Raw genomic sequence first — 26212 nt, 5'->3', positions numbered from 1 at the left:
CAGACCGCATCAGACCGACGGCCCGACCGGGCACTCATCCAGACACCACCGGTTCACGGCAGAACGGCACTAGGCGACGTATGCCCCAGCACACCTCCGGGTCCGACCGGGCGGCGGCCCCACCGGCCGCCCGCGACGGCGGTAGCGGGCGCCCGCCCGCTCCTTCGACGCTCGACGAGCTGTGGCGTTCGTACAAGACGACGGGCGACGAGCGGCTGCGCGAGCAGCTGATCCTGCACTACTCGCCGCTCGTGAAGTACGTCGCCGGCCGGGTGAGCGTCGGGCTGCCGCCCAATGTCGAACAGGCGGACTTCGTCTCCTCCGGGGTGTTCGGGCTGATCGACGCGATCGAGAAGTTCGACATCGAGCGGGAGATCAAGTTCGAGACGTACGCGATCACGCGCATCCGGGGCGCGATGATCGACGAACTGCGGGCGCTGGACTGGATTCCGCGGTCGGTACGGCAGAAGGCGCGCAACGTGGAGCGGGCGTACGCGACGCTGGAGGCGCGGCTGCGGCGGACGCCGTCGGAGGGCGAGGTGGCCGCCGAGATGGGCATCGCCGTCGACGAACTCCACGCCGTGTTCAGCCAGTTGTCGCTGGCGAACGTGGTCGCGCTGGAGGAGCTGTTGCACGCGGGGGGTGAGGGCGGCGACCGGCTGAGCCTCATGGACACCCTGGAGGACACCGCCGCCGACAACCCGGTCGAGGTGGCCGAGGGGCGGGAGCTGCGGCGGTTCCTTGCGCGGGCGATCAACACACTGCCCGACCGGGAGAAGACCGTCGTGACGCTGTACTACTACGAGGGGCTCACCCTCGCGGAGATCGGCAACGTACTGGGCGTGACCGAGAGCCGGGTCAGTCAGATCCACACCAAGTCGGTCCTGCAACTGCGCGCGAAACTGGCGAGCTTCGGGCGCTGACTCCCCTCCGGGGCCGTGCGTCCGTACAGTGGTTGACGTGCCAAGGATTCGAGCGGCCTCCGTGGCCGAGCACCGGTCGATGCAGCGAGCCGCCCTGCTGGACGCGGCGAGGTCCCTGCTGTCCGAGGGCGGGACGGAGGCGCTGACCTTCCCGGCCCTGGCCGAGCGGACGGGGCTCGCGCGGTCGTCCGTCTATGAGTACTTCCGGTCGCGGGCGGCCGTCGTCGAGGAGTTGTGCGAGGTCGACTTCCCGGTCTGGGCTGCCGAGGTCGAGGCGGCGATGGCTGCTGCGGAGGGGCCCGAGGGCAAGGTCGAGGCGTATGTGCGTCGGCAGCTCGCGCTGGTGGGGGATCGGCGGCATCGGGCCGTGGTGGCGATCTCGGCGAGTGAGCTGGATGCGGGGGCCCGGGAGAAGATCCGGGCCGCGCACGGTGGGCTGGTCGCGATGGTGGTCGAGGCGTTGCGGGACATCGGGCATGCGGAGCCTCGGCTGGCTGCGATGTTGCTGCAGGGGGTTGTCGATGCTGCTGTGCGGCGGATCGAGTTCGGGGTTGCTGAGGATCCTGCGGTGATTACGGATGCGGCTGTGGGGGTGGCTCTGCGGGGTGTGCGGGGCTGAGGGTGGGTGTCGCTGGGGTCGGGGGATTTTCGCTTGCCCGCGCTTGCGGGGTGCCGCCTGCGCCCACCCGTGCCGCCCCTGGCGGCACGCATGCCCGCAGGCTAGGCGGCTGGGTGGGCGGTTGCCGCCCGTAGGCTAGGGCTGCGGCAGGGGTACGCCTTGTACCGGTAGTAGGCGGGACGGGCCCCTGCGTAGGAGCCATGGGGGTAGGAGTGTGAGCGGGTCCAGGTAGGTGTTGCCTCGTAGGAGGCCCCAGTGCACGCACGTCGTCGGGCAGTGGGTGCCTTCTGGTTCCACCGTGCCTACCATCTCGCCCGCCTTTACCTCCGCTCCCTTCTTCAGTGCTGCCGTCACCGGCTCGTACGTTGTTCGTAGGGGCGGAGTGCCTGTGCCCGTGAGTTCCACCGAGACGACTCCCCGGCCTGCCACCCGGCCCGCGAAGTGCACTCGGCCCGGGGCCACCGCTCGGACCGGGGCGCCCGGCGTTGCGGCCAGGTCCACGCCTCGGTGGCCCCTCGCGTAGGGCGTCGGGGGTGGTTCCCATGCCCGTAGGACCAGGGGGCGGGTGCCCACGGGCCAGGACCGGGCGAGCGTGGGGGTGGGAGGGGCGTTCGGCGTGAGTGGGTCGGGTCCGGCAGCTCCCTGTGCCGTCGACGTCGTCAGTGTCAGTAGCAGGCCCACGGTCCAGCACGCTCCTCGGTTCGCTCGCATGGGAGGAGGCTGGCGCGATTCGCGGTGGTTCGTGCGGGCCTGTGGAGTACTGACCGGTTGTGGACAACGGCGTCACCCGGGGCCCCGCGGGTCCCGTACACTTCCTTTGGCGATCCGGGTCACCGGGTCGACTTCGCACGCCCCGACATCAGGCCCCGTATGGAGTCGGTGTCAGCGCCTCTCGGTCCCTCGCGGCAAGGCGCAAATCGGGCGTCAGGCGCGGGTGCCGGCCGGTACCCGCGGCACAACCGAGAAACACAAGGAGAACGGCCATGGCCGTCGTCACGATGCGGGAGCTGCTGGAAAGCGGCGTCCACTTCGGTCACCAGACCCGTCGTTGGAACCCGAAGATGAAGCGCTTCATCTTCACGGAGCGCAACGGCATCTACATCATCGACCTGCTCCAGTCGCTGTCGTACATCGACCGCGCCTACGAGTTCGTCAAGGAGACCGTCGCCCACGGCGGCACGGTCATGTTCGTCGGCACGAAGAAGCAGGCGCAGGAGGCGATCGCCGAGCAGGCGACCCGCGTCGGCATGCCCTACGTCAACCAGCGCTGGCTGGGCGGCATGCTCACCAACTTCTCGACCGTCTACAAGCGTCTGCAGCGCCTCAAGGAGCTCGAGCAGATCGACTTCGAGGACGTCGCCGCGTCCGGTCTGACCAAGAAGGAGCTTCTCGTGCTCTCGCGCGAGAAGGCCAAGCTGGAGAAGACCCTCGGTGGTATCCGCGAGATGCAGAAGGTGCCCAGCGCCGTCTGGATCGTGGACACCAAGAAGGAGCACATCGCCGTTGGTGAGGCCCGGAAGCTCAACATTCCGGTCGTCGCGATCCTCGACACCAACTGCGACCCCGACGAGGTCGACTACAAGATCCCGGGCAACGACGACGCGATCCGCTCCGTCACCCTGCTCACCCGCGTGATCGCCGACGCTGTCGCCGAGGGCCTCATCTCCCGTTCCGGCGTCAACACCGGTGACAAGGGCGAGAAGGCCGTCGCCGAGCCCCTCGCCGAGTGGGAGCGCGACCTCCTCGAGGGCGAGAAGAAGGCTGACGACGCCGAGGCGCCCGCCGCCGAGGCCGCTGCCGCTGAGGCCCCCGTCGAGGCCGAGGCTCCGGTCGAGGCCGCCGCCGAGGCCGAGGTCGCCGCTGAGGCCCCCGTCGAGGCTCCCGTCGCCGAGGCTCCGGCCGCGGACGCCGAGCAGGCCTGACCCTCACCCCTTCGGGTTGTTGACGGCGGGGGCACCTCCATCGGGCCCCCGCCTTCGATCCGTAGATCTTTCAGACTTCGAGAGAGACTCCGAGAATCATGGCGAACTACACCGCCGCCGACGTCAAGAAGCTCCGTGAGCTCACCGGCGCCGGCATGATGGACTGCAAGAAGGCGCTGGACGAGGCCGAGGGCGATGTCGACAAGGCCGTAGAGGCCCTGCGCATCAAGGGCCAGAAGGGCGTCGCCAAGCGCGAGGGCCGGTCCGCCGAGAACGGCGCCGTCGTCTCCCTGATCGCCGACGACAACACCTCCGGTGTCCTCGTCGAGCTGAAGTGCGAGACGGACTTCGTCGCCAAGGGCGAGAAGTTCCAGGCCGCTGCCAACGCGCTCGCCGAGCACGTCGCCAAGACCTCCCCGGCCGACCTGGAGGCGCTGCTCGCCTCCGAGATCGAGGCCGGCAAGACGGTTCAGGCGTACGTCGACGAGGCCAACGCCAACCTGGGCGAGAAGATCGTCCTGGACCGCTTCGCGCAGTACGCGGACGGTTTCGTGCTGGCGTACATGCACCGCACGATGCCCGATCTGCCCCCGCAGATCGGTGTCCTCGTCGAGCTGGACAAGCCCAACGCCGACGTCGCCAAGGGCATCGCCCAGCACATCGCCGCCTTCGCGCCGAAGTACCTCTCCAAGGAGGACGTGCCGGCCGAGGTCGTCGAGACCGAGCGCCGTGTCGCCGAGGAGACCACCCGCGCCGAGGGCAAGCCCGAGGCCGCCCTGCCGAAGATCGTCGAGGGTCGCGTCAACGGCTTCTTCAAGGACGCCACGCTGCTCGGCCAGCCGTACGCCCTGGACAACAAGAAGTCCGTCCAGAAGGTCCTGGACGAGGCCGGTGTCACCCTGAAGCGCTTCACGCGCATCAAGGTCGGCATCTGAGTCCGTACCGCGATCGACGCGCGGCCCGCGTAGGCATGCCTATAGGGTCGACGGCAGTCACGCGCGTACGCCGTCACGCACGCGCGCGTGGCGGACGACAGCAGATCTGACGAGGAGGCCATTGCCGAGCATGGGATGCGATCGACACCCCACCGGCAGTGGCCTTCTTCGTATGTGTGACACGTGAAGAGGCGAGATTCTCCATGACCACCAAGGCCCAGAAGAGCGAAGACGGCAAGGTACGCGGCCGGTTCATGCTGAAGCTGTCCGGAGAGGCCTTCTCCGGCGGCGGGGGCCTGGGCGTCGACCCTGACGTGGTGCACAAGATTGCCCGCGAGATCGCGGCCGTCGTGCGCGACGGCTCGCAGATCGCCGTCGTCATCGGCGGCGGCAACTTCTTTCGCGGCGCGGAACTCCAGCAGCGCGGCATGGACCGGGCCCGTTCGGACTACATGGGCATGCTCGGCACCGTCATGAACTGCCTCGCCCTCCAGGACTTCCTGGAGAAGGAGGGCATCGACAGCCGGGTCCAGACCGCCATCACCATGGGGCAGGTCGCCGAGCCGTACATCCCGCTGCGCGCCGTACGGCACCTGGAGAAGGGCCGTGTGGTCATCTTCGGCGCCGGTATGGGCATGCCGTACTTCTCCACCGACACGACCGCCGCACAGCGCGCCCTGGAGATCGACGCCGAGGCGCTGCTGATGGGCAAGAACGGCGTGGACGGGGTCTACGACTCCGACCCGAAGACCAACCCCGAAGCCGTCAAGTTCGACTCGCTCGGCTACGGCGAGGTCATCACCCGGGACCTCAAGGTCGCCGACATGACCGCGATCACGCTGTGCCGCGACAACAAGCTCCCGATCCTCGTCTTCGAGCTTCTGACCGAGGGCAATATCGCGCGGGCCGTCAAGGGTGAGAAGATCGGCACTCTCGTCGGTGAACAGGGCAGCCGGGACTGACCAGGGATCAGCCCTGCCCGGGGACGGACCCTGAGCGGGGGATGGACAATGGCCTGCCGGTCGGGAACCGTGCAGGAAGAAGACGCGACGCAGCCGGCCGCCGACCCTGACCGAACAGCAGCCGGGCCTACTCAAGACACGCAGGAGCAAGTGGTGATCGAAGAGACCCTCCTCGAGGCCGAGGAGAAGATGGAGAAGGCCGTCGTGGTCGCCAAGGAGGACTTCGCCGCGATCCGCACCGGTCGTGCGCACCCGGCGATGTTCAACAAGATCGTGGCCGACTACTACGGCGCGCTGACGCCGATCAACCAACTGGCCTCGTTCTCCGTGCCCGAACCGCGCATGGCCGTGGTGACCCCGTTCGACAAGAGCGCGCTGCGCAACATCGAGCAGGCGATCCGGGACTCCGACCTCGGCGTCAACCCGAGCAACGACGGAAACATCATCCGCGTGGTGTTCCCCGAACTCACCCAGGAGCGCCGCAAGGACTACATCAAGGTCGCCCGGACCAAGGCCGAGGACTCCAAGATCTCGATCCGGTCCATCCGCCGCAAGGCCAAGGACGCCATCGACAAGTTCGTCAAGGACGGCGAGGTCGGCGAGGACGAGGGCCGCCGCGCGGAGAAGGAGCTCGACGACACCACCGCGAAGTACGTCGCACAGGTGGACGAGCTTCTCAAGCACAAGGAAGCGGAGCTTCTCGAAGTCTGATGAACGACTCTTCCTGGGGGGCGCCGCCACACGCCGGGTACTGGGGGCCGTCCGACGGGGGGCCTGTCCAGGGGGCTGCCCCGGCGGGTCCCGCGTACGATGCGCACCACGCGCAGCAGACTCGCCCCATGCCCATCGTGCCCGACGTACCCGCACATGGCGGGGACCAGGATGACGACCGGGGGGCCGCTCGGCCGGGCGGCCCCTTGTTCCGCGACGAGACGCCACAGGCGCAGCCCCACGGGACGGTGCCGCAGAAGCCGGATTCCATGCCCACGCCCGACGACGCCGCCCAGCCCGCCCCGCAGAAGAAGAGCGCGGGCCGGGACCTGGGCGCGGCCATAGGGGTCGCCATCGGGCTCGGTGCGGTGATCCTCGCGTCGCTGTTCGTCGTCAAGGCCGTCTTCGTCGGCGTGATAGTCGTCGCCGTCGTGGTCGGCCTGTGGGAGCTGACGTCCCGGCTCCAGGAGCGCAAGGGCATCAAGGCACCCCTGGTGCCGCTCGCGCTCGGCGGGGCCGCGATGGTCGTCTCCGGATACGTCCGGGGTGCCGAGGGCGCGTGGGTCGCGATGGCGCTCACCGCGCTCGCTGTCCTGGTCTGGCGTATGACGGAACCACCGGAGGGCTACCTCAAGGACGTCACGGCGGGCGTCTTCGCGGCCTTCTACGTCCCCTTCCTGGCCACGTTCGTCGCGATGATGCTCACCGCCGACGACGGTGCGCAGCGCGTCATGACGTTCCTGGTGCTGACCGTGGTCAGCGACACCGGGGCGTACGCGATCGGCTGGCGCTTCGGCAAGCACAAGCTCGCCCCCCGCATCAGCCCCGGCAAGACCCGCGAGGGCATGCTGGGGGCGGTCCTCTTCGCGATGGTGGCGGGCGCGCTGCTGATGGAGCTCGCGATCGACGACGGCACCTGGTGGCAGGGGCTCTTGCTCGGCCTCGCGGTCGCGGTCAGCGCCACGCTCGGCGACCTCGGCGAGTCCATGATCAAGCGGGACCTGGGCATCAAGGACATGGGCACGCTGCTGCCGGGCCACGGCGGGATCATGGACCGGCTGGACTCGTTGCTGCCCACGGCTCCTGTGGTGTGGCTGCTCTTCGTCGCCTTCGTGGGCTGAGGGCGGGGGCGACGGCGGTGCCGAGAGCGGTCGGAATGTTCCAGTACGGTCCGGGTTTCCTGTGAAACACCTACGTCGGCCCGAAACCACCCCTTTCGAACCTAAGATCGACTTCGGTGTGGTCGATGTGTCCGGAAGGGGTGGCGTGCATGTGGGGGCGTAGTCGTGTCAGACGCGAGCGGCAGGCCGAAGGGCTGGCAGCTGTCACCGGCCCGGTCGAGGCGGCAGACGCCGCTCATCAGGCGCTGCTGGAGCTGAGCCGGGAGATGCGGGGCGAACTGGCGCGGCTCGAAGCGCTGCTCGACCGTGGCGACGGGGTGCCCTCGGACACGATCCGGGAGCAGACGCTCGGCGCGGTGACTGTCTTCGCCGACCTGGACGGCGTGTCCCAGCAGTACCAGGAGATCCGTACGGCGACCGTCGAGGCGGCCGAGCACGGCGCCGAGGTGGCCGCTCCCTGGCTGGCGGCGCTCGGGGAGCACACCGGGTCGATGACCGAGCTGGGCGAGACGTTCGCCGGGGTCGGCGAGTCCCTGGCCTACCTCCGCGAACGCACCGAGCGGCTGCGCGCCGACCTGGTCCCGCTGCGCGAGGGGGCCCACGAGGCCCTGCGTGCCGCCCAGGACGAGCTGGCGGCCGCCGAGGGCGCCGACGGCTGGCACACCTGGCGGACGGCCCTCACCGCCCTGGCCACCCGACTGACCGAACTGGACGGCGGCCACGTCGTACCGACGGCCCGACGCAAGGTCAGCGACCACTACCGCGAGCTGGAGCGAGAGGTGGCGGAGCTGCGGGGGGCGATGGCGGCGGCGCCGCGGTGAGGGCGTCTCAGCTCTGCTGAGCTGGCCTTTTGTGCATGGTTCGGAGGTTGTCCACAGGGCGGCGAGGGGCTGTCCGGATGTCTGCGACACTGGTACAGCCATGCCTAAGCCCGGAGAACTCACATTCGTCGCCCCGCGCGGAGCCCAGAAGCCGCCGCGGCATCTTGCCGATCTCACGCCTGCCGAGCGTAAAGAGGCCGTTGCCGCGATCGGTGAGAAGCCGTTTCGTGCCAAGCAGCTCTCGCAGCACTACTTCGCGCGGTTCGCGCACGACCCGGCCGAGTGGACGGACATCCCGGCCGCCTCGCGCACCAAGCTCCAGGAGGCGCTGCTTCCGGAGCTGATGACGGTCGTGCGGCATCTGTCGACCGACCAGGAGACCACCCGCAAGACACTGTGGCGGATGGTCGACGGGACGCTCGTCGAGTCGGTGCTCATGCGGTACCCGGACCGGGTGACCATGTGCATCAGCTCGCAGGCGGGGTGCGGGATGAACTGCCCGTTCTGTGCGACCGGGCAGGCGGGTCTTGACCGGAACCTGTCCACCGCCGAGATCGTGCACCAGATCGTGGATGGGATGCGTGCGCTCAGGGACGGGGAGATTCCCGGTGGTCCCGCGCGGCTCTCCAACATCGTCTTCATGGGCATGGGTGAGCCCCTCGCCAACTACAAGCGGGTCGTCGGTGCCATCCGCGCGCTGACCGACCCCGAGCCGGACGGGCTCGGGCTGTCGCAGCGGGGGATCACCGTCTCGACCGTCGGGCTGGTGCCGGCCATCAACCGGTTCTCCGACGAGGGCTTCAAGTGCCGACTCGCCATCTCCCTGCACGCCCCCGACGACGAGCTGCGCGACACCCTCGTGCCCGTCAACACCCGGTGGAAGGTGCGGGAGGTGCTCGACGCCGGGTGGGAGTACGCGGCCAAGTCGGGGCGCCGGCTGTCCATCGAGTACGCGCTGATCCGGGACATCAACGACCAGGCCTGGCGCGGTGACCGGCTCGGGCGGCTGCTTCGGGGCAAGCCCGTGCATGTCAACCTGATCCCGCTGAACCCGACTCCGGGGTCCAAGTGGACCGCCTCGCGGCCCGAGGACGAGAAGGCGTTCGTCGAGGCCATCGCCGCACACGGGGTGCCCGTGACCGTTCGGGACACCCGGGGGCAGGAGATCGACGGGGCGTGTGGCCAGCTCGCGGCCACCGAGCGATAGCCTGCGGTCGGCCACCGGGCGGTAGCTCGCGGCCACCGGGCGGTAGGCTTACGTCGTACCTACATATCTTCATATTCCGACAGGGGAGCGCCACAGCGCTGAGAGTGCGGGACAGACCGCAGACCCTCTGAACCTCGCCCAGGTCATTCTGGGTAGGAAGTTCGGTCATCACTCAAGCTGTTGCGCCCTGCCCGGGAACCCTCCATGAGGTCCCGGGCAGGGCCGCGTCTCTTCCTGGTCATCCCAGGAGGAAGAATCCAGTGAGCACCACCAAGCAGGTCATGGTCACGGCCGTGGCCCTCGGACTCGGGCTCGTCACGCTGGCCGCGTGCGGGTCCGAGGACGGCGGTAGCGGGTCGGCGGCGGAGTCCAAGACCGTCACCCTCGTCAGCCATGACTCGTGGGCCGTGTCGAAGGACGTTCTCGCCGCCTTCGAGAAGCAGTCCGGGTACACCGTCAAGGTCCTCAAGGACGGCGACGCCGGGCAGGCCGTCAACAAGGCGATCCTGACCAAGGACAACCCGCAGGGCGATGTCTTCTTCGGCGTCGACAACACCCTGCTCTCCCGCGCGCTCGACAACGGGCTCTTCCAGTCGTACGAGGTGAAGGACGCCGACGCGATCCTGCCCGCGTACCGGGCCGACGAGGACAAGCACCGGGTCACGCCGATCGACACCGGCGACATCTGCGTCAACTACGACAAGGCCTGGTTCAGCGAGCACAAGCTGACCCCGCCCGAGTCCTTCGACGATCTGATCAAGCCCGCCTACAAGGACCTCCTCGTCACCGAGAACGCCTCCACCTCCTCGCCCGGGCTCGGCTTCCTGCTCGGCAGCGCCGCCAGGTACGGCGACGACGGCTGGACCGGCTACTGGAAGAAGCTCCAGGCCAACGGCGTCAAGGTCGTCGATGGGTGGGAGCAGGCCTACAACGAGGAGTTCTCCGGGTCGGCCGGCGGCAAGAAGGCCAAGGGCGACCGGCCGCTCGTCGTCTCGTACGCCTCCTCGCCGCCCGCCGAGGTGATCTTCGCCGATCCGAAGCCGGCCACTGCCCCGACCGGGGTCGCGACGGGCACCTGCTTCCGGCAGGTCGAGTACGCCGGGCTGCTCAGCAACGCCAGGAACAGCGAGGGCGGCAAGGCGCTGCTCGACTTCCTCGTCGGCAAGACCTTCCAGGAGGACATGCCGCTCAACATGTTCGTGTACCCGGTGCGGGAGGGCGCCCAGGTGCCCGCCGAGTTCACCGAGTACGGGCCGCAGGCCAAGGACCCCGAGACCATGGCTCCCGCGAAGATCGCCGAACACCGTGACCAGTGGGTCAAGTCGTGGACATCGCTCGTACTGAAGTAGCCCCAGGCCTGGTGACCGGACGGGCTAAGGGTGCCGCTCTGCGCGGTGCCCTGCTCGTGCTGCCCGTCTTCTTCTTCGCGCTCTTCTTCGCCTATCCCGTCGCCGCCATCGTCGCGCGCGGCCTGCACGTCGACGGGGTCTGGCGGTTCGGGCAGATCGGGGACGTGCTGGCGGACTCCGGCATTCGGCGCGTCCTCTGGTTCACCGCCTGGCAGGCGCTCGCGTCGACTGCGCTCACGCTGCTGATCGCGCTCCCCGGCGCGTATGTCTTCGCGCGCTTCGATTTCAGGGGCAAGCAGATTCTGCGGGCCGTGGTGACCGTGCCGTTCGTGCTGCCGACCGTTGTCGTCGGTACGGCGTTCCTGGCGCTGGTCGGGCGCGGCGGGCTGCTCGACGAGCTGTGGGGCGTACGGCTGGACACGACCGTGTGGGCGATCCTGCTCGCGCACGTCTTCTTCAACTACGCCGTCGTGGTGCGGACCGTCGGCGGGCTCTGGGCGCAGCTCGACCCCAGGCAGGAGGAGGCCGCGCGGGTGCTCGGTGCCTCGCGGTTCGCGGCCTGGCGGCAGGTCACCCTGCCCGCCCTCGCGCCCGCCGTCGCCGCCGCCGCGCTCATGGTCTTCCTCTTCACCTTCACCTCCTTCGGGGTGGTGCAGATCCTCGGCGGGCCGACCTTCGCCACCCTCGAAGTGGAGATCTACCGGCAGACCTCCGAGATCTTCGACCTCGGTACGGCCGCTGTCCTGACGATCGTCCAGTTCGTCGCAGTGGGCGCGATCCTCGCCGTACACGCCGGGACCGTACGTCGGCGGGAGAGCGCGCTGCGGCTCGTGGCGTCGGAGACCACCTCACGCCGGCCGCGTGGGCGGGGGCAGTGGGCGCTGCTGGGCGGGGTGCTGGTGAGTATCGCCCTGCTGCTCGTGCTGCCGCTCGGTGTTCTTGTGCAGCGGTCGTTCGATACGCCCGGCGGGCCGGGGCTCGGCTACTACAGGGCGCTCACCAGTGACGACTCCGGGATCTTTCTCGTCGCGCCGATCGCCGCCATCGGGAACTCGCTCCAGTACGCCCTCGCCGCCACCGGTATCGCCGTCGTGGTGGGGTCGCTGGCCGCCGTGGCGCTCACCCGGCGCGATGCCGGGCGGCTCGTACGGGGGTTCGACGCGCTGTTGATGCTGCCGCTCGGGGTGTCGGCGGTGACCGTCGGGTTCGGGTTCCTCATCGCGCTCGACGAGCCGCCGCTCGATCTGCGCAGCAGCTGGATCCTCGTACCGCTCGCGCAGGCGCTGGTCGGGGTGCCGTTCGTGGTGCGGACCATGCTGCCGGTGCTGCGGGCCGTGGACGGGCGGCTCAGGGAGGCGGCGGCCGTCCTCGGGGCCTCGCCCTGGCGGGTCTGGCGTGAGGTCGATCTGGCGATCGTGCGGCGGGCGCTGCTGGTCGCGGCGGGGTTCGCGTTCGCCGTGTCGCTGGGCGAGTTCGGGGCGACCGTGTTCATCGCGCGGCCCGACAACCCCACCCTGCCGGTCGCCGTGGCCCGGCTGCTGGGGCGCCCGGGTGACCTCAACTACGGCCAGGCGATGGCCCTTTCGACGATCTTGATGGTGGTGTGCGCGGTGGCCCTGTTGGTGCTGGAGCGGCTGCGGACCGACCGGACGGGGGAGTTCTGACCATGGCCATGCTCAGTCTCGAAGGGGCGTCCGTGCGGTTCGGGGCGCGGGCCGTGTTGGACGGGGTCGGTCTCGATGTCGCCGAGCACGAGATCGTGTGTGTGCTCGGGCCGAGTGGGAGCGGGAAGTCGACGCTGCTGCGGGCGGTTGCCGGGCTTCAGTCGTTGGACGCGGGGCGCGTGTTGCTGGACGGGCGGGATCTTGCCGGGGTTCCCGCGCACAAGCGGGGGGTCGGGCTGATGTTCCAGGACCATCAGCTGTTCCCGCAGCGGGATGTCGGCGGCAACGTCGAGTTCGGGTTGCGTATGCATCACGTGTCCAAAGAGCAACAGGGCGTACGTGTGCGGGAGTTGTTGGAGCTGGTGGGGTTGCCGGGGGCTGCGGGGCGGGCTGTTGCCGCGTTGTCCGGTGGGGAGCAGCAGCGGGTCGCGCTTGCTCGGGCGCTTGCGCCTCGGCCTCGGTTGCTGATGCTCGACGAGCCGCTGGGGCAGCTGGATCGGTCGTTGCGTGAGCGGCTTGTTGTCGAACTCCGGGAGCTTTTTGGGCGGTTGGGGACCACCGTGCTCGCGGTCACCCATGACCAGGGGGAGGCCTTTGCTCTTGCCGACCGGGTGGTGGTGATGCGGGATGGGCGGATCGCTCAGTCCGGTACGCCGCTTGAGGTGTGGCAGCGGCCTGTTGACGAGTTCGTGGCGCGGTTTCTTGGCTTCGACAATGTTGTTGAGGCGATGGTGAGTGGGCAGGTCGCGGATACGGCGTGGGGGAAGGTGCCGGTGCCCGAGGGCAGCTTGCAGGGGGTGCGGATGGTGCTTGTGCGGCCTGGTGGTGTGCGGGTGGTGGGTGCCGATGAGGGGCTGCGTTGTGTTGTGGCTGCGCGGACGTTTCGGGGGACGCATGTTGCTGTGCGGCTTCAGCCTGAGGGTGTGTCTGGGGATGTGCCTTGGGTGGAGGCTGCGTGTGCGTTGCGGGAGGCGCCGGGGCCGGGGGATGTGGTGGGGGTGGTTTTTGAGGGGGCGGAGACTGTTGTGCTCGGGTGAGCTTGGGGGCTTTTCTCGCCCCCGCCGCCCCTACCCGTCCCATCCCTGGGGGCTGCGCCCCCAGACCCCCCTTTCGGCCTGAACGGCCTCGTCCTCAAGCGCCGGACGGGCTGAAGTGCGGTGCGGCATTAGGGTTCAGGCTATGACGAAGCTCGCGCATGACCGCTACTGCGATGAAATCGCTCATCAGGTCGGACAGTTGAGGGCTGTCGTGACCTCTGGTGTCGATCTGGACGCGACCGTGCCGACCTGTCCCGACTGGTCGTTCGAGCAGTTGGTGCGGCACACCGGTGGTGCCCTGCGGTGGGTGGACACGCTGGTGCGTACGCGGGCCGACGAGAACGTTGATGAGGGGCAAGTGCCCTTGAGTGGTGGGCCCGAGGCGCAAGGCGATGCCGGCGCGCTGGACGCCTGGCTTGCCGAGACCGGGGAGTTGGTTGTCGGGGCGTTGCGTGAGGCCGGGGCGGATACCGAGGTGTGGGCCTGGGCCGGGATTCACAACTCGGGGTTCTGGGCGCGGCGGATGGCCCACGAGATCACCGTTCACCGCGCGGACGCGACCCTCGCCGCAGGGCTGCCGTACGAGGTCGCGGCCGACATCGCCGCCGACGCGATCGACGAGTGGCTGCAGATCGTCGAGTTCGTGCAGCGGACCGATCCGCACGACGCGGCACGGGAGTTGCGGGGGGTGGGGCGCAGTATTCATCTCCATGCCACCGACGCCGGTCCCGAGTTGAACGCCGAGTGGTTCATCCAACTTACCGAGGACGGTGTCGTCTGGCGTCGTGGGCATGAGAAGGCGACGGTCGCTCTGCGGGGGCCCCTCACCGACGTCCTGCTCGCCTTCTATCGGCGACTTCCGCTGGACAGCCCGGAGTTGGAGGTTCTCGGGGAGCGGGAGCTTTTGGACTTCTGGCTGGAGAAGGCCACCTTCGGCTGACAGCGGAGTGGCCCGCCTCCCTGACGAGGGGCGGGCCACAACGTACGTACAACCGGATACCACTTGTGGAACGTCAGCGGTTGCTGGACGTCCCACGACGGCGCATGCCGAAGAAGACAGCGCCGCCGCCGACGGCGACCAGGGCAGCCGCGATACCGGCGATCACGCCGGTGTTCGAGCCGGCGCCGGTCTCGGCGAGGTTGGAGCTGCCGCCCGCGGGCGTCGGAACGCTGCTCGCGGGGGCACCCGGGGTGCTCTCGTCGGCCGACGGGGTCGGGGTGGCCGACTCCTCGGGCTCCGAGGCCGACGGGGTCGGCGTCGCGGGCTCGGACGGCTCCGGGGTCTCCGACGCCGACGGGGTCGGAGTCGGGGTCGGCTCCGTCTTGCAGGCGTCGCCCGGCGTGGTCACGTCCGGCTTGATGTACTCGTCGACCTGGTTGCCGGCCTTGACGTGGACGCGGTACGTCGTGTTCGGCGCCCAGTCCTCCGAGAAGTCGACGGTGACGCCCTCGCGGGTGCCCACGACGTCCTCGGTGCCGATGACCTTGTCGCCCAGGTACACGGTGACGGTGGCCGGGGTGCCCGACGGGTCCTTGTCGGTGACGCTGATGACACCGTTTTCGCCGTCGCACTTGGCGACGGCGGAGAACTCACTGATGTTGCAGGCGAACGCGTTGCCCGCGACACCGAGCGCGAGCGCGGCCGAGGCGGAGGCGACACCGAGAAAACGCACGGAACGTGCGGTACGGCGAGATATGGACACGATTGCCCTTCACGGGATGCGCAACTGAGGGGGGTGGAGGGAGTGAAGAGACCTCATCACCTCATCACTCCCTGGAGTCTCACAGGTTTATAAGCGCGGGATAAGGGCTGTCAATCCGTATGCGGGCTACAGGGATTGGTTTTGCCTACCCGTTAACCAGCGAGACGTTTCAAGGCCTCCGGAGCCTCCTCGATCCGGTCGACCAGGGCAATTCGGTCCTCCATCGCCCGCTCCCGCGCGAGCGACTGGAGCAGTGGCCAGGCGGGCAGCCGCTCGGTCCAGTGCGCGCGGTTCACGAGCACCATGGGCGTGGGCTCGCCGCGCGACTCGTAGTAGTTCGGGGTCGCGTTGTCGAAGATCTCCTGTACGGTCCCGGCGGCGCCCGGCAGGAACACGACCCCCGCGTTCGAGCGGGCCAACAGGCCGTCCTCGCGGGTGGCGTTGGCGAAGTACTTGGCGATGTGCGAGGCGAAGGCGTTCGGCGGCTCGTGCCCGTAGAACCAGGTCGGGATGCCGACCGAGTTGCCGCCCCTGGGCCAGCGTGAGCGGACCTCGAACGCGGCGCGCGCCCAGTCGGTGATCGAGGGCGTGAACGAGGGCGCTGCGGTGAGGAGTTCGCATGCCTCGTCGAGCATGGTGTCCTCGAAGGGCGCCGCGTACGCCCCGAGGTTCGCCGCCTCCATCGCGCCCGGGCCGCCGCCCGTGGCCACCGTGAACCCGGCGCGCGTCAGCTCGCGCCCCAGGCGCGCGGCACCGGCGTACGCCTCGGTCCCGCGCGCCATCGCGTGCCCGCCCATCACCCCCACGACCTGTGTTCCGCGCAGGAGTTCGTCGAGGGCGTCGGTGACGGAGTCGTCGTGGACGGAGCGCAGCATCGAGGCGAAGATGTCGCCGTCGGCCTTGGTGAGCTGGAACCAGGCGTATGCCAGGGCGTCGGGTGTCAGCTCGTAGCCCTTGTCGAGTCCGGCGAACAGCTCGTCCGGCGAGTAGGGGTGGCCGCGGTACGGGTCGAAGGGCAGGTCGGGGGCGGGCGGGAAGACCAGGGCGCCGCTCGCGCGCACCTTCGCCGCCGCGTCCTGCCGCATGGGGCAGCCGAGGAAGACGGCGCCCGCGGTGTCGCTGGTCAGCAGTTCCTTCGTACGGTCCGTCAGATCGACTGCCTGGACGCGGAATCCGGCGAGGGTGCCGCGCGCCGAGACCACGGCGTCGAACTCCTCCAGCGTCTCGATCTCACGGTCGTCGTGGTGGGCCGCATGGGCGGGGCTCGTCTGCACCCGCCCATGTAAGCACGGTCCGTGTACGCGCTCGGACTAGCCCTGGACGGCCGCCGGGTCCATCCACACGACCTCCCAGGTGTGGCCGTCGAGGTCGTCGAAAGAGCGGCCGTACATGAAGCCGAGGTCCTGCGTCTGGCCGGCCGGGGAACCGCCCGCGGCGAGTGCCTTGTCGACCAGCTCGTCGACCTTCTCGCGGCTCTCGGCGCTCAGCGCGACCAGCACCTCGCTGGTCTTCGTCGCGTCCGCGATCTCCTTCTGGGTGAAGGTCCCGTAGAACGCCTTGGTGAGCAGCATCGCGACGATCGTGTCGCTGATCACGATGGACGCGGCGTTGTCGTCGCTGAACTGCGGGTTGATCGTGTAGCCGAGTTCCGTGAAGAACTTCTTCGAGGCGCCGAGGTCGTTCACGGGCAGGTTCACGAAGATCATCTGCTGGTAGGTCGGCGAGGTCATCGGAGTCTCTCCCATTCGTGATGTGTGCTGTTCGGAGGGGTAGACCCGCGGGTCGGGCAGAACTCATCGGTGAGTGCGGGATTTTCTTTGTGCGGGTTCAGGTGGTCAGTGGCAGCGCCGCCAGCTCCGCGATCAGGAAGGTCAGCGGGGCGAACAGGGCGAGGAGGGCTCCTGCGCGCAGGGCTGCGGCGGTGCGCAGGGTCGTCGCCGGGGCGCCGAGGCGGAGCAGGGCCGCGGTGGTGTCCGCGCGGGCGGTTCTCGCCTCGGCGGCGGCTGTGAGGAGCGTGGCGAGGGTGCAGCCGACCACGACCAGGGCGCCGAGGGCGGTGAGGGGGCCGAGGGACGGGTCGTCGGCGTCGTACAGCGTGACCATGGCGTACGCGCCTGAGGCCACCGCGCAGACGACGCCCAGGGGGCGGCCGATGCGGGTCGACTCGGCCATGAGGACGCGGCCGGCGAGGAGGCGGAGGGCGCCGGGGCGGACCGCCTGGAGGAGGCGTCCGCAGAGGTGGGTGAGGCCTGGGCCGGCGAGGGCGAGGCCCAGGGCTGTGAGGGTCCAGCCGGCGAGTACGGCTGCGGGGCTGCCGGTGGCTCCGCCGGGGATGGTGAGGCCGGGGGTGTGGGTGTCTCGGCTGGCGTACGCCTCTACGGCGAGGCCTGCTGCGAGGACCGCGATGCCCCAGGGGAGGTCTCGGGGGGTGGGGTTGGGGGCGGGGAGGGGGTGCGGGTCGGTGGGGGTGAGGTCGTCGGGTTCCTGGGCCGGGGATTCAGGGGTGCCCGGGGTGGGGGCTGGGGGGTTGGTCGCGCTGCCCGGCGCTTGCGGGGTGCCGCCTCTCGGTGGGACGGGCGCCGCCCCAGCGGCACTGCTGCCCGCAGCTTGTGCGCGTGCCGCCGCTTGTGTGCGTGCGCCCGCGGCTTGGGCGCCTGTGCGGCGGCGTGTGTCCCGTGGGCGCAATGTCAGCGCGACCGAGATCGATGCCGCCGCCGGTACCAGGGTCAGCAGGGTCAGGGCTGCTGGGAGGGGGAGGGGGTGGTCGGCGGCCAGGAAGTCCGATGCGTCGCCGTCGAAGGGCATGCCCGTCAGGTCGCCTCGGAGGTGGAGGAAGAACAGGAGGGCCAGCATCGAACCCAGGGTGCAGGACAGGGCCGTTGTCGCGGCCGAGACGGCCATCAGGCGGGCCGGGCCCAGGCCGATCGCCGACAGGCCCGGGCGCGGTCTCGTGCCGGGGTCCGTGCGGGCCACCGTCACCGCGAAGTGGACCGTGGCCGCGATGGGGGCCACGCACCAGGCCAGCCGCAGGGCCGAGCCGCCGGCCGAGTCCTGGTGGGCGAGGGCGTGGCCCAGGGTGCCGAGGAGGAGGAAACCCGTGGCCGCCGACGCCGTCGCCACCAGCAGACGGCGGAGCTGGACGGCCGACTGGGAGCCGCGGGCTAGACGGAGAGCGAGCACGCCGCCCGGCCTTCCGTATCGGTCCCGGCCCCGGCACCGGTCTCGTTGCCGGTTCCATTCCCGGCTCCGGCTCCGGCCCTGGCCCCGGTCTCGCCCCCGGACTCAGTCCCGTTCCCGTTCCCGTTCTCGTTGCCGTCGATCGGGGGCAAGTGGACGGTGTTCACGCGCCGTCCGTCGAGCAGCGAGACCGTGCGGTCCGCCAGTGCCGCCGTGTTCGCGTCGTGGGTCGCCAGGATCACCGTGATGCCGTGCGAGCGGGCCGCTGTCGTCAGCGTGCGAAGAACCTGGGCGCGGTCCGCCTGGTACAGAGGGGCCGTCGGTTCGTCCGCGAAGAGGACCGTGGGGGCCGGGGCCAGTGCCCGGGCGATCGAGACGCGCTGGCGTTCGGACTGGCGCAGCTCGTGCGGGCGTTTGCGGGCCCGATCGCCGATGTCCAGGCGCTCCAGCCACTCCAGGGCCGCCGTCTTGGCGCGTTGGCGGCTGGTGCCGCGCAGCATGAGGGGCAGGGCCGCGTTCTCCCAGACGTTCAGTTCCGGTACGAGGACGGGGGCCGGGTCGATCCAGCCGAAACGGTCGCGGCGCAGCCGCTCGCGGGCGAAGGGGCCCATCGTGTGCACGGGCACGCTGTTGAACCAGACCTCGCCCCGCTGCGGCCGTACCAGGCCCGACAGGCAGCGCAGCAGGGTCGTCTTGCCGCTGCCGCGCGGGCCGCTGACGGCGAGGATCTCGCCCTCCCGGACGCCGAGCGAGACACCGCTCAGCGCCGGCGAGCCGTCGTTGTGCTGGAAGTGCAGGGCGCGTGCCCAGAGCACGTCGTTGTCCGGCGGGGCCACCATCGCGTACACCTCGGTTCAGATCAGAAATGCCGTGCGGATCGCGGGCGGAATCCGCGAAATCCCCCGTGCGGGGGAACGAAGGCAGGGCCGATCGGTTACAGGCACGCTAGGTTTTCGGCGGCGCGAGGCCGGACAGCACACGGCCCGGGTACGCCCGTTCTCACTCGTACGGGTGTACTCGGGCCGTATGAACAGCTGAATCGTCGGAGTCGGCGGTCGGACCGCCGGGAGCTACAGCTTCGTCCATGCCTCCGTCAGCGTCGCGCGCAGGATCTGTTCGATCTCGTCGAACGTCTCCTGGTTGGAGATCAGCGGCGGGGCGAGCTGGACCACCGGGTCGCCGCGGTCGTCGGCACGGCAGTACAGGCCGTTCTCGAAGAGGGCCTTGGAGAGGAAGCCGTAGAGGATACGTTCCGTCTCCTCCGCGTCGAAGGACTCCTTGGTCGCCTTGTCCTTGACCAGTTCGATTCCGTAGAAGAAGCCGTTGCCGCGGACGTCGCCGACGATCGGCAGGTCGTACAGCTTCTCCAGGGTCGAGCGGAACGCGCCCTCGTTGTCCAGGACGTGCTGGTTGAGGCCCTCGCGCTCGAACAGGTCGAGGTTGGCGAGGCCCACCGCCGCCGACACCGGGTGGCCGCCGAAGGTGTAGCCGTGCAGGAAGGTGTTGTCGCCCTTGTAGAACGGCTCCGCGAGGCGGTCGCTGATGATGCACGCGCCGATCGGGGAGTAGCCCGAGGTCATGCCCTTGGCGCAGGTGATCATGTCCGGTACGTAGTCGAACTTGTCGCACGCGAACATCGTGCCGAGGCGGCCGAAGGCGCAGATGACCTCGTCCGAGACGAGCAGGACGTCGTGGCGGTCGCAGATCTCGCGGACCCGCTGGAAGTAGCCCGGCGGGGGCGGGAAGCAGCCGCCCGCGTTCTGGACCGGCTCCAGGAAGACCGCGGCCACCGTGTCCGCGCCCTCGAAGAGGATCTCCTGTTCGATCTGGTCGGCGGCCCAGCGGCCGTACGCCTCCGGGTCGTCGCCGAAGAGCGGGGCGCGGTAGATGTTGGTGTTCGGGACCTTGTGGGCGCCGGGGACCAGCGGCTCGAAGGGGGCCTTCAGGCCCGGGAGGCCGGTGATGGACAGGGCGCCCTGGGGGGTGCCGTGGTAGGCGACGGCACGCGAGATGACCTTGTACTTGGTGGGCTTGCCGACCAGCTTGAAGTACTGCTTGGCGAGCTTCCAGGCGGTCTCGACGGCCTCGCCGCCGCCCGTGGTGAAGAAGACCTTGTTGAGGTCGCCCGGCGCGTAGTTGGCCAAACGTTCCGCCAGCTCCACCGCCTTCGGGTGGGCGTACGACCACACCGGGAAGAAGGCCAGCTCCTGGGCCTGCTTGAAGGCGGTCTCCGCGAGTTCCGTGCGGCCGTGACCGGCCTGGACCACGAACAGCCCCGCCAGACCGTCGAGGTAGCGCCGGCCCTTGTCGTCGTAGATGTACGTGCCCTCGCCCCGGACGATCGTCGGGACGGGCGCGTTCTCGTACGACGACATGCGGGTGAAGTGCATCCACAGGTGGTCGTACGCGGTGCGGCTGAGGTCCTTGGGGTGGTGGCTGTCGGTGGTCGTCACGGTTATCGGGTTCCCCACATGTAGGTCTGCTTCTTGAGCTTGAGGTAGACGAAGCTTTCGGTGGAGCGCACGCCGGGCAGGGCCCGTATGCGTTTGTTGATGACGTCCAGCAGATGGTCGTCGTCCTCGCAGACGATCTCGGCGAGGATGTCGAAGGAGCCCGCGGTCATGACCACGTACTCGACTTCCGGCATGGCGCTCAGCGCGTCGGCCACCGGGTCCAGGTCGCCGTCGACGTTGACGCCGACCATCGCCTGCCTGCGGAAACCCACGGTGAGCGGGTCCGTGACGGCGACGATCTGCATCACGCCCTGGTCGAGCAGCTTCTGGACGCGCTGGCGTACGGCCGCCTCCGAGAGGCCCACCGCCTTGCCGATCGCCGCGTACGGCCGGCGGCCGTCCTCCTGGAGCTGTTCGATGATGCCGAGGGAGACGGCGTCCAGCTGGGGCGTGCCGTTCCTGGGCTCGCGGGCGTCCCTGTGCTCTGCGCTTCGACTGGCCACGCGCTCACTGTGCACGAGGGGTCGACGGTTTCGCAAGGCTCGATCGATGAAATTCGTTGTCGATGGGTGTCTGTTTTGCGGATTTCGCAGCCCATAGGGGATCGGGGGTGTTGAAAACGTCGGACTGCGGAATAGGGTGGGTGTCTCAGTCAATGGACACCCGAGAGTCATTGGACACCTGAACTGGAGGGCCGGCAGTGAGCACCGAGCTGCGTCGTCTGCGCAACTACATCGATGGTGAGTTCCGGGACGCCGCCGACGGGCGGACCACCGAGGTGGTCAACCCCGTGACGGGCGAGGCGTACGCGACCGCGCCGCTGTCCGGGCAGCCGGACGTCGACGCCGCCATGGCGGCCGCCGCCGCCGCTTTCCCCGCCTGGCGCGACCAGACTCCGGCCGAGCGGCAGAAGGCCCTCCTGAAGATCGCGGACGCGTTCGAGGAGCGTGCCGAGGATTTGATCGCGGCCGAGGTGGAGAACACCGGCAAGCCGATCGGGCTCACCCGGTCCGAGGAGATCCCGCCGATGGTGGACCAGATCCGCTTCTTCGCGGGTGCGGCCCGGATGCTGGAGGGGCGCAGCGCCGGCGAGTACATGGACGGGATGACGTCGATCGTCCGCCGGGAGCCGGTCGGGGTCTGCGCGCAGGTCGCGCCCTGGAACTACCCGATGATGATGGCCGTATGGAAGTTCGCCCCGGCGATCGCGGCCGGCAACACGGTGGTGCTGAAGCCCTCGGACACGACGCCCGCGTCCACGGTCCTCATCGCCGAGATCATCGGTTCGGTCCTGCCCAAGGGTGTCTTCAACGTCATCACCGGTGACCGTGAGACCGGGCGGCTGATGGTCGAACACAAGACGCCCGCGATGGCGTCGATCACCGGTTCGGTGCGGGCCGGTATGCAGGTCGCCGAGTCCGCGTCGAAGGACCTCAAGCGCGTCCACCTGGAGCTGGGCGGCAAGGCGCCGGTCGTCGTCTTCGAGGACACCGACATCGCCAAGGCCGTCGAGGACATCTCGGTCGCGGGTTACTTCAACGCGGGCCAGGACTGTACGGCGGCCACGCGCGTCCTCGTACAGGAGTCCATCCACGACGAGTTCGTCGCCGCGCTCGCGAAGGCCGCCGCCGAGACCAAGACCGGCCAGCCGGACGACGAGGACGTGCTGTACGGGCCGCTCAACAACCCGAACCAGCTCAAGCAGGTCACCGGGTTCATCGAGCGGCTGCCCGCCCACGCGAAGGTCGAGGCGGGCGGTCACCGGGTCGGTGAGAAGGGCTACTTCTACGCCGCGACCGTGGTGTCCGGCCTGAAGCAGGACGACGAGATCATCCAGAACGAGGTCTTCGGGCCGGTCATCACCGTCCAGTCCTTCACGGACGAGACGCAGGCCGTGGAGTGGGCCAACGGCGTGGACTACGCCCTCGCCTCGTCCGTGTGGACGAAGGACCACTCGCGGGCGATGCGGATGTCGAAGGTCCTGGACTTCGGCTGTGTGTGGATCAACGCCCACATCCCGCTGGTCGCGGAGATGCCCCACGGCGGCTTCAAGAAGTCCGGCTACGGCAAGGACCTCTCGGGGTACGGGTTCGACGACTACACGCGGATCAAGCATGTGATGACGTCGCTCGACGGCTGACGGCTGACGGCTGACGGTCGGTCTTGGGTCGTTCAGGTGTGTGTGCGGCCCCGGGCGGGAGTTCTCCGTCCGGGGCCGCACTGTTTCAGGATGCCTGCGTCTCTGCGCGGTCCGTGCGGGTGATCACTCCGCAGTCCGGCGGGCCCGGCAGCTCGTGGTCGGGGGAGCCGGGGAACTCGTCCTCGTCGGGGAAGGTGATGCCCGTCTTCTCCATGATGGGCGCGCACTCTTTCAGTGCCTTGCGGAAGTCGCTGAAGTCGGTGCGGTTCCGGTCGCCGCGCTCGCCTCCCAGCTTCGTCTGCAGGCGGATCTCTCCGTCGTCGTCCTTGACGGCGTGGAAGCTCGGGAAGCGGGTCTGGCCCTCGTCGCGCATGCACGCGGCGAAGTCGTCGTTCGCCTCGTTGACGTCGTCGGGGGCGTTGTCGGTCGGCTCGTACTTCAGGCCGAACGCCTCGCCGCCGCGCGGCGGTTCGGGGGCTGTCGGGCCCGGCGTGCCGGTGGATCCGGATCCGGTCGCAGTGGTTCCGGTGGTTCCGGTCGCCGTGGCCGCCGTCGCGCTGACCGTGCCCAGCGCGACGACCGAGATCATGGCGCAGGCCAGGGCGAGACGCCGGGGGCGGGCCGCGAGTACGGGCATGGGTGCCTCCAAGTGGGGTCGTGGGTGGTGGTGATGTCATGGGTGGTGCGGGATCCACGGAAGCGTGTCGCCGGTTACAGCAGCGGAACGGGCGGACTTATCGCCGTGTAACCGGCCGCGCGCCACACTGACCGGCATGCGTGTGCTGGTGGTCGAGGACCACGAAGAACTCGCCGAGACCGTCGCCGCGGGCCTGCGCCGGGAGGGGATGGCGGTCGACCTCGCCTTCGACGGCCCGACCGCGCTGGAGCGCGCCGCGGTCAACGGCTACGACGTCGTCGTGCTCGACCGCGATCTGCCCGGCGTCCACGGCGACCAGGTGTGCCGGACGCTCGCCGGGGACGGCAGCAGGGCGCGGGTGCTGATGCTGACGGCGTCCGGGACGGTGGCCGACCGGGTCGCGGGGCTCGGACTCGGCGCCGACGACTATCTGCCGAAGCCGTTCGCCTTCATGGAACTCGTCGCGCGGATACGGGCGTTGGCGCGCCGTGCGCAGCCCGCGTTGCCGCCGGTCCTGGTGAGCGGTGAACTGCGGCTCGACCCGGCGCGGCGGGTCGCCACTCGGGCCGGGTGCCAACTACCGCTCAGCCCCAAGGAGTTCGCCGTACTGGAGTTGCTGATGGGGGCGCGCGGGAGTGTGGTGTCCGCCGAGGAACTGCTCGAACGGGCCTGGGACGAGGCCGCCGACCCCTTCAGCCAGACCGTGAAGGTGACGGTGAGCCGGCTGCGGCGGAAGCTGGGGGAGCCGCCGCTGATCGAGACCGTCGAGCGGGCGGGGTACCGGCTGTGAGGTCCGTCGTGAGGGTGGCGCTGCGTGGGCCGCGCAGTATCCGGTGGCGGCTGACCCTGCTCTACAGCGCGTTGTTCGCGGTCGCGGGGGCGGTGCTGCTGAGCTTCACGTATGTGCTGGTGGCGAACTCCGAGCCCGGGGTGAGGGTGGGGAGTCCCGAGCGCCGGGACACGTTCTCCCAAGGCATCCCCAAAGGCCCTGACGCGCCGCTCGTCGCCCAGTACGTGCAGCAGCGGCTGTCGGTGCAACGGGACGAGCAGTTGCAGCAGTTGCTGATCGAGTCGGGGATCGCGCTGGCCGTGATGATCGTGGTGTCGGTGGCCCTGGGCTGGCTGATGGCCGGGCGGGTGCTGGATCCGCTGCGGACGATGACGGCCGCGGCTCGTCGTATCTCCGCCGACAACCTCCACGAGCGGCTCGCGGTACCCGGTCCCGATGACGAGCTGAAGGCGATGGCCGACACCTTCGACGCCGTACTCGCCAGGCTGGAGGGGGCGTTCGAGGCGCAGAAGCAGTTCGTCGCCAACGCCTCGCACGAGTTGCGCACTCCGCTCACTCTGCAGCAGGCCCTTGTCGACGTGGCGCTCGCCGACCCCGACGCGTCCGCCGGGACCCTCCGGGCCACCTGCGTACGGGTGCGTGCGGCGGGCCGGGAGCAGGAACGGCTCATCGACGCGCTGCTCACGCTGGCGCGCAGCCAACAGGGGCTGGAGCGGCGGGAGTTCGTGGATCTGGCGGAGGTTGTGCGGGGGCGGTTGCCAGAGGGGGGTGGTGGACGTCCGTGTGTGGAGGCGGAGTTGGGGCCGGCGCCGCTGCTGGGGGATCCGCAGCTGATCGAACGGCTGGTGGTCAACCTCGCCGACAACGCTGTTCGGCACAACTTGCCCGAGGGGGAGGGGAGTTGGGTGCGGGTGTGGACGGGGGTCGATGGGGGGTGGCCGGTTCTGCGGATCGAGAACAGTGGGGCGGTGATCGGGGCGGATGAGGTGCGGGGGTTGTTTCAGCCGTTCCGGCGGTTGGGTGGGGCGCGGGTGCGGGTTCGGGGGGCCGGGGTGACGGGGCTCGGCCTGGGGCTGTCGATCGTGGCTGCTGTTGCTGCCGCGCATGGGGGTGGGGTGGTGGCTTGGGCCCGGGAGGGGGGTGGGTTGGGGGTGGAGGTGAGGTTGCCTGCGGCGGCTCGGTTGACGCAGGGCTCCTGAGGGGGAGGGGTGCGGGGTTGTGGGGAGGGCGCGGGCCTGCTGTGGCTTGTCGCGCAGTTCCCCGCGCCCCTATGGGGCGCTTGTGCGTGCGGAGGTGCATGCTGCCTGGGCGCCAGTGCCCTGTCTGTCCGTGCCCCTCGCCGGGCGTGGCGTGCCCGCTGCTTACGTGGCCCTAGGTGAGCGGGCCGGAGTCGATCTGTCTCGACACGGACGACGAGGACACCACACGGCGGCCCACGTTGGAGGGGTTCGAGAAGCGCACGGGGATCACCGCGGAGTTGGCCCAGGTGGTCTTCGAGCTGTTCCGGTCCGAGGGGTTCGGCAAGGTCACCGTCAATGACCTGGCTGCTGCCGCCGGCGTGTCCCGCTCCACCTTCCTGCGCTACGACTGGACGGCGCTGCGGCACGCGCTCGGCGTCATCGTGGAGCCCCATCGCCAGGATCCGGCCGGCGCTCTGGTGATGTCCCGTCTGATCATGGATACGCCCTCGCTGTGCGCCCGCAGCCAGGAGAAGCAGGCCGGCTGGCGGCCCGCCATCGCCGCGGCTCTCGCCGAGCGTGCCGGCTCGTCCGGGCCCACGGCACTGGGCCCGCTTGGTGCGGGCCGCCGCCGCGGTGGACGCCCTGAACATCGCCGTCAGCCACTGGACCTCCTCCGACGGCGCCCCCGACCTCGACGCCCTCCTCGACGAGGCCTTCGCGGCGCTCACGCCGCCGTCGGCGTGATCTGGACGGCAGCCCCTGGGTGGCGTCGTGCGCCGGTGCGGGAGGGCCGGGTCAAGGTCAAGCGGCGCCCACTCGCACGGCGGCAGCTCTTTTGAACGTGTTCAACTCAAGCGTAT

At 69.6% G+C, this 26212-nt stretch carries 26 protein-coding genes; 17 read left to right on the top strand and 9 right to left on the bottom strand.

Annotated elements, in window-relative coordinates:
• Nucleotides 1-80: 80 nt before the first annotated feature.
• Entirely contained in the window at nucleotides 81-923 is an 843-nt protein-coding gene (whiG, locus tag LUX31_RS10685; RefSeq protein ID WP_235474549.1) for an RNA polymerase sigma factor WhiG, read from the top strand.
• A gap of 61 nt (nucleotides 924-984) precedes the next feature.
• Complete coding sequence (locus LUX31_RS10680; RefSeq protein WP_235479872.1) at nucleotides 985-1542, top strand: TetR/AcrR family transcriptional regulator; 558 nt, start codon at nucleotides 985-987, stop codon at nucleotides 1540-1542.
• 135 nt (nucleotides 1543-1677) lie between these two features.
• On the opposite strand, the gene LUX31_RS10675 is transcribed toward LUX31_RS10680, so the two are convergent.
• Nucleotides 1678-2253, bottom strand: a complete 576-nt coding sequence (locus tag LUX31_RS10675; protein ID WP_235474548.1) for a M23 family metallopeptidase — start codon at nucleotides 2251-2253, stop codon at nucleotides 1678-1680.
• 272 nt (nucleotides 2254-2525) lie between these two features.
• Here LUX31_RS10675 and rpsB point away from each other — a divergent pair, with 272 nt between their 5' ends.
• The 11 genes from rpsB (at nucleotide 2526) to LUX31_RS10620 (ending at nucleotide 14211) form a co-directional block, all read left to right on the top strand.
• Nucleotides 2526-3464, top strand: a complete 939-nt coding sequence (gene rpsB / locus LUX31_RS10670; protein ID WP_235474547.1) for a 30S ribosomal protein S2 — start codon at nucleotides 2526-2528, stop codon at nucleotides 3462-3464.
• 98 nt (nucleotides 3465-3562) lie between these two features.
• The gene (gene tsf, locus LUX31_RS10665; protein ID WP_235474546.1) at nucleotides 3563-4399 is read left to right on the top strand and encodes a translation elongation factor Ts; all 837 of its coding nucleotides are present in this window, start codon (nucleotides 3563-3565) and stop codon (nucleotides 4397-4399) included.
• Between the two features lie 203 nt (nucleotides 4400-4602).
• Nucleotides 4603-5361: a UMP kinase gene (pyrH, locus tag LUX31_RS10660; protein ID WP_235474545.1), complete on the top strand. Its 759-nt coding sequence runs from the start codon at nucleotides 4603-4605 to the stop codon at nucleotides 5359-5361.
• Nucleotides 5362-5514: 153 nt separating this feature from the next.
• A complete protein-coding gene (gene frr, locus LUX31_RS10655; protein WP_053739750.1) occupies nucleotides 5515-6072 on the top strand; it encodes a ribosome recycling factor in 558 nt (185 codons plus the stop codon).
• Nucleotides 6072-7193: a phosphatidate cytidylyltransferase gene (locus tag LUX31_RS10650; protein WP_235474544.1), complete on the top strand. Its 1122-nt coding sequence runs from the start codon at nucleotides 6072-6074 to the stop codon at nucleotides 7191-7193. Before frr ends, LUX31_RS10650 begins: the two co-directional genes overlap by 1 nt.
• A gap of 149 nt (nucleotides 7194-7342) precedes the next feature.
• The gene (locus tag LUX31_RS10645; RefSeq protein WP_235474543.1) at nucleotides 7343-8014 is read left to right on the top strand and encodes a hypothetical protein; all 672 of its coding nucleotides are present in this window, start codon (nucleotides 7343-7345) and stop codon (nucleotides 8012-8014) included.
• A gap of 100 nt (nucleotides 8015-8114) precedes the next feature.
• Entirely contained in the window at nucleotides 8115-9221 is a 1107-nt protein-coding gene (gene rlmN, locus LUX31_RS10640; RefSeq protein WP_235474542.1) for a 23S rRNA (adenine(2503)-C(2))-methyltransferase RlmN, read from the top strand.
• Between the two features lie 281 nt (nucleotides 9222-9502).
• The gene (locus LUX31_RS10635; protein WP_443046049.1) at nucleotides 9503-10570 is read left to right on the top strand and encodes a thiamine ABC transporter substrate-binding protein; all 1068 of its coding nucleotides are present in this window, start codon (nucleotides 9503-9505) and stop codon (nucleotides 10568-10570) included.
• Entirely contained in the window at nucleotides 10546-12234 is a 1689-nt protein-coding gene (locus LUX31_RS10630) for an ABC transporter permease (RefSeq protein ID WP_235474540.1), read from the top strand. Before LUX31_RS10635 ends, LUX31_RS10630 begins: the two co-directional genes overlap by 25 nt.
• A 2-nt stretch (nucleotides 12235-12236) precedes the next feature.
• The gene (locus tag LUX31_RS10625) at nucleotides 12237-13271 is read left to right on the top strand and encodes an ABC transporter ATP-binding protein (RefSeq protein ID WP_443045946.1); all 1035 of its coding nucleotides are present in this window, start codon (nucleotides 12237-12239) and stop codon (nucleotides 13269-13271) included.
• Between the two features lie 142 nt (nucleotides 13272-13413).
• Nucleotides 13414-14211 carry a maleylpyruvate isomerase family mycothiol-dependent enzyme gene (locus LUX31_RS10620; protein WP_235474539.1) on the top strand — a complete coding sequence of 266 codons (798 nt, stop codon included), beginning with the start codon at nucleotides 13414-13416 and terminating at the stop codon, nucleotides 14209-14211.
• A 73-nt stretch (nucleotides 14212-14284) separates the two neighbouring features.
• Here the strand turns inward: LUX31_RS10620 and LUX31_RS10615 are convergent, their stop codons facing one another.
• The 7 genes from LUX31_RS10615 to LUX31_RS10585 form a co-directional block, all read right to left on the bottom strand.
• Nucleotides 14285-14974, bottom strand: a complete 690-nt coding sequence (locus LUX31_RS10615; RefSeq protein ID WP_235474538.1) for an LAETG motif-containing sortase-dependent surface protein — start codon at nucleotides 14972-14974, stop codon at nucleotides 14285-14287.
• A 152-nt stretch (nucleotides 14975-15126) separates the two neighbouring features.
• A complete protein-coding gene (locus LUX31_RS10610) occupies nucleotides 15127-16248 on the bottom strand; it encodes an LOG family protein (RefSeq protein ID WP_235474537.1) in 1122 nt (373 codons plus the stop codon).
• 36 nt (nucleotides 16249-16284) lie between these two features.
• Nucleotides 16285-16704: a VOC family protein gene (locus LUX31_RS10605; RefSeq protein WP_235474536.1), complete on the bottom strand. Its 420-nt coding sequence runs from the start codon at nucleotides 16702-16704 to the stop codon at nucleotides 16285-16287.
• Nucleotides 16705-16801: 97 nt separating this feature from the next.
• Complete coding sequence (locus LUX31_RS10600; RefSeq protein ID WP_235474535.1) at nucleotides 16802-18154, bottom strand: hypothetical protein; 1353 nt, start codon at nucleotides 18152-18154, stop codon at nucleotides 16802-16804.
• Nucleotides 18136-18990 carry an ABC transporter ATP-binding protein gene (locus LUX31_RS10595; protein WP_235474534.1) on the bottom strand — a complete coding sequence of 285 codons (855 nt, stop codon included), beginning with the start codon at nucleotides 18988-18990 and terminating at the stop codon, nucleotides 18136-18138. The genes LUX31_RS10600 and LUX31_RS10595 overlap by 19 nt, the downstream gene beginning before the upstream one ends.
• Nucleotides 18991-19221: 231 nt before the next feature.
• A complete protein-coding gene (locus LUX31_RS10590) occupies nucleotides 19222-20622 on the bottom strand; it encodes an aspartate aminotransferase family protein (protein WP_268828140.1) in 1401 nt (466 codons plus the stop codon).
• Nucleotides 20607-21122, bottom strand: coding sequence for an Lrp/AsnC family transcriptional regulator (locus LUX31_RS10585; RefSeq protein ID WP_235474533.1), 516 nt, complete (start codon nucleotides 21120-21122; stop codon nucleotides 20607-20609). Before LUX31_RS10585 ends, LUX31_RS10590 begins: the two co-directional genes overlap by 16 nt.
• Nucleotides 21123-21304: 182 nt before the next feature.
• Between LUX31_RS10585 and LUX31_RS10580 the strand changes: the two genes are divergently transcribed.
• The gene (locus LUX31_RS10580) at nucleotides 21305-22744 is read left to right on the top strand and encodes a gamma-aminobutyraldehyde dehydrogenase (RefSeq protein WP_235474532.1); all 1440 of its coding nucleotides are present in this window, start codon (nucleotides 21305-21307) and stop codon (nucleotides 22742-22744) included.
• An 85-nt stretch (nucleotides 22745-22829) separates the two neighbouring features.
• Here the strand turns inward: LUX31_RS10580 and LUX31_RS10575 are convergent, their stop codons facing one another.
• Nucleotides 22830-23381: a hypothetical protein gene (locus LUX31_RS10575; protein ID WP_235474531.1), complete on the bottom strand. Its 552-nt coding sequence runs from the start codon at nucleotides 23379-23381 to the stop codon at nucleotides 22830-22832.
• Nucleotides 23382-23517: 136 nt separating this feature from the next.
• Here LUX31_RS10575 and LUX31_RS10570 point away from each other — a divergent pair, with 136 nt between their 5' ends.
• The 3 genes from LUX31_RS10570 to LUX31_RS10560 all read left to right on the top strand — a co-directional run bounded on the left by LUX31_RS10570 (nucleotide 23518) and on the right by LUX31_RS10560 (nucleotide 26191).
• Entirely contained in the window at nucleotides 23518-24171 is a 654-nt protein-coding gene (locus LUX31_RS10570) for a response regulator transcription factor (RefSeq protein WP_235474530.1), read from the top strand.
• Nucleotides 24168-25370 (top strand): sensor histidine kinase, encoded by a 1203-nt coding sequence (locus LUX31_RS10565; protein WP_235474529.1) that lies wholly within the window; start codon nucleotides 24168-24170, stop codon nucleotides 25368-25370. The genes LUX31_RS10570 and LUX31_RS10565 overlap by 4 nt, the downstream gene beginning before the upstream one ends.
• Nucleotides 25371-25546: 176 nt before the next feature.
• Nucleotides 25547-26191 carry a TetR/AcrR family transcriptional regulator gene (locus LUX31_RS10560; protein ID WP_235474528.1) on the top strand — a complete coding sequence of 215 codons (645 nt, stop codon included), beginning with the start codon at nucleotides 25547-25549 and terminating at the stop codon, nucleotides 26189-26191.
• The last annotated feature ends 21 nt before the right edge of the window (nucleotides 26192-26212 follow it).

The sequence above is a fragment of the Streptomyces sp. GQFP genome, from assembly GCF_021545335.1.
Taxonomy (GTDB): Bacteria; Actinomycetota; Actinomycetes; order Streptomycetales; family Streptomycetaceae; genus Streptomyces.
The sequence above is the reverse complement of the archived record's forward strand: the minus strand, read 5'-3'. Positions and strand labels throughout refer to the sequence as shown.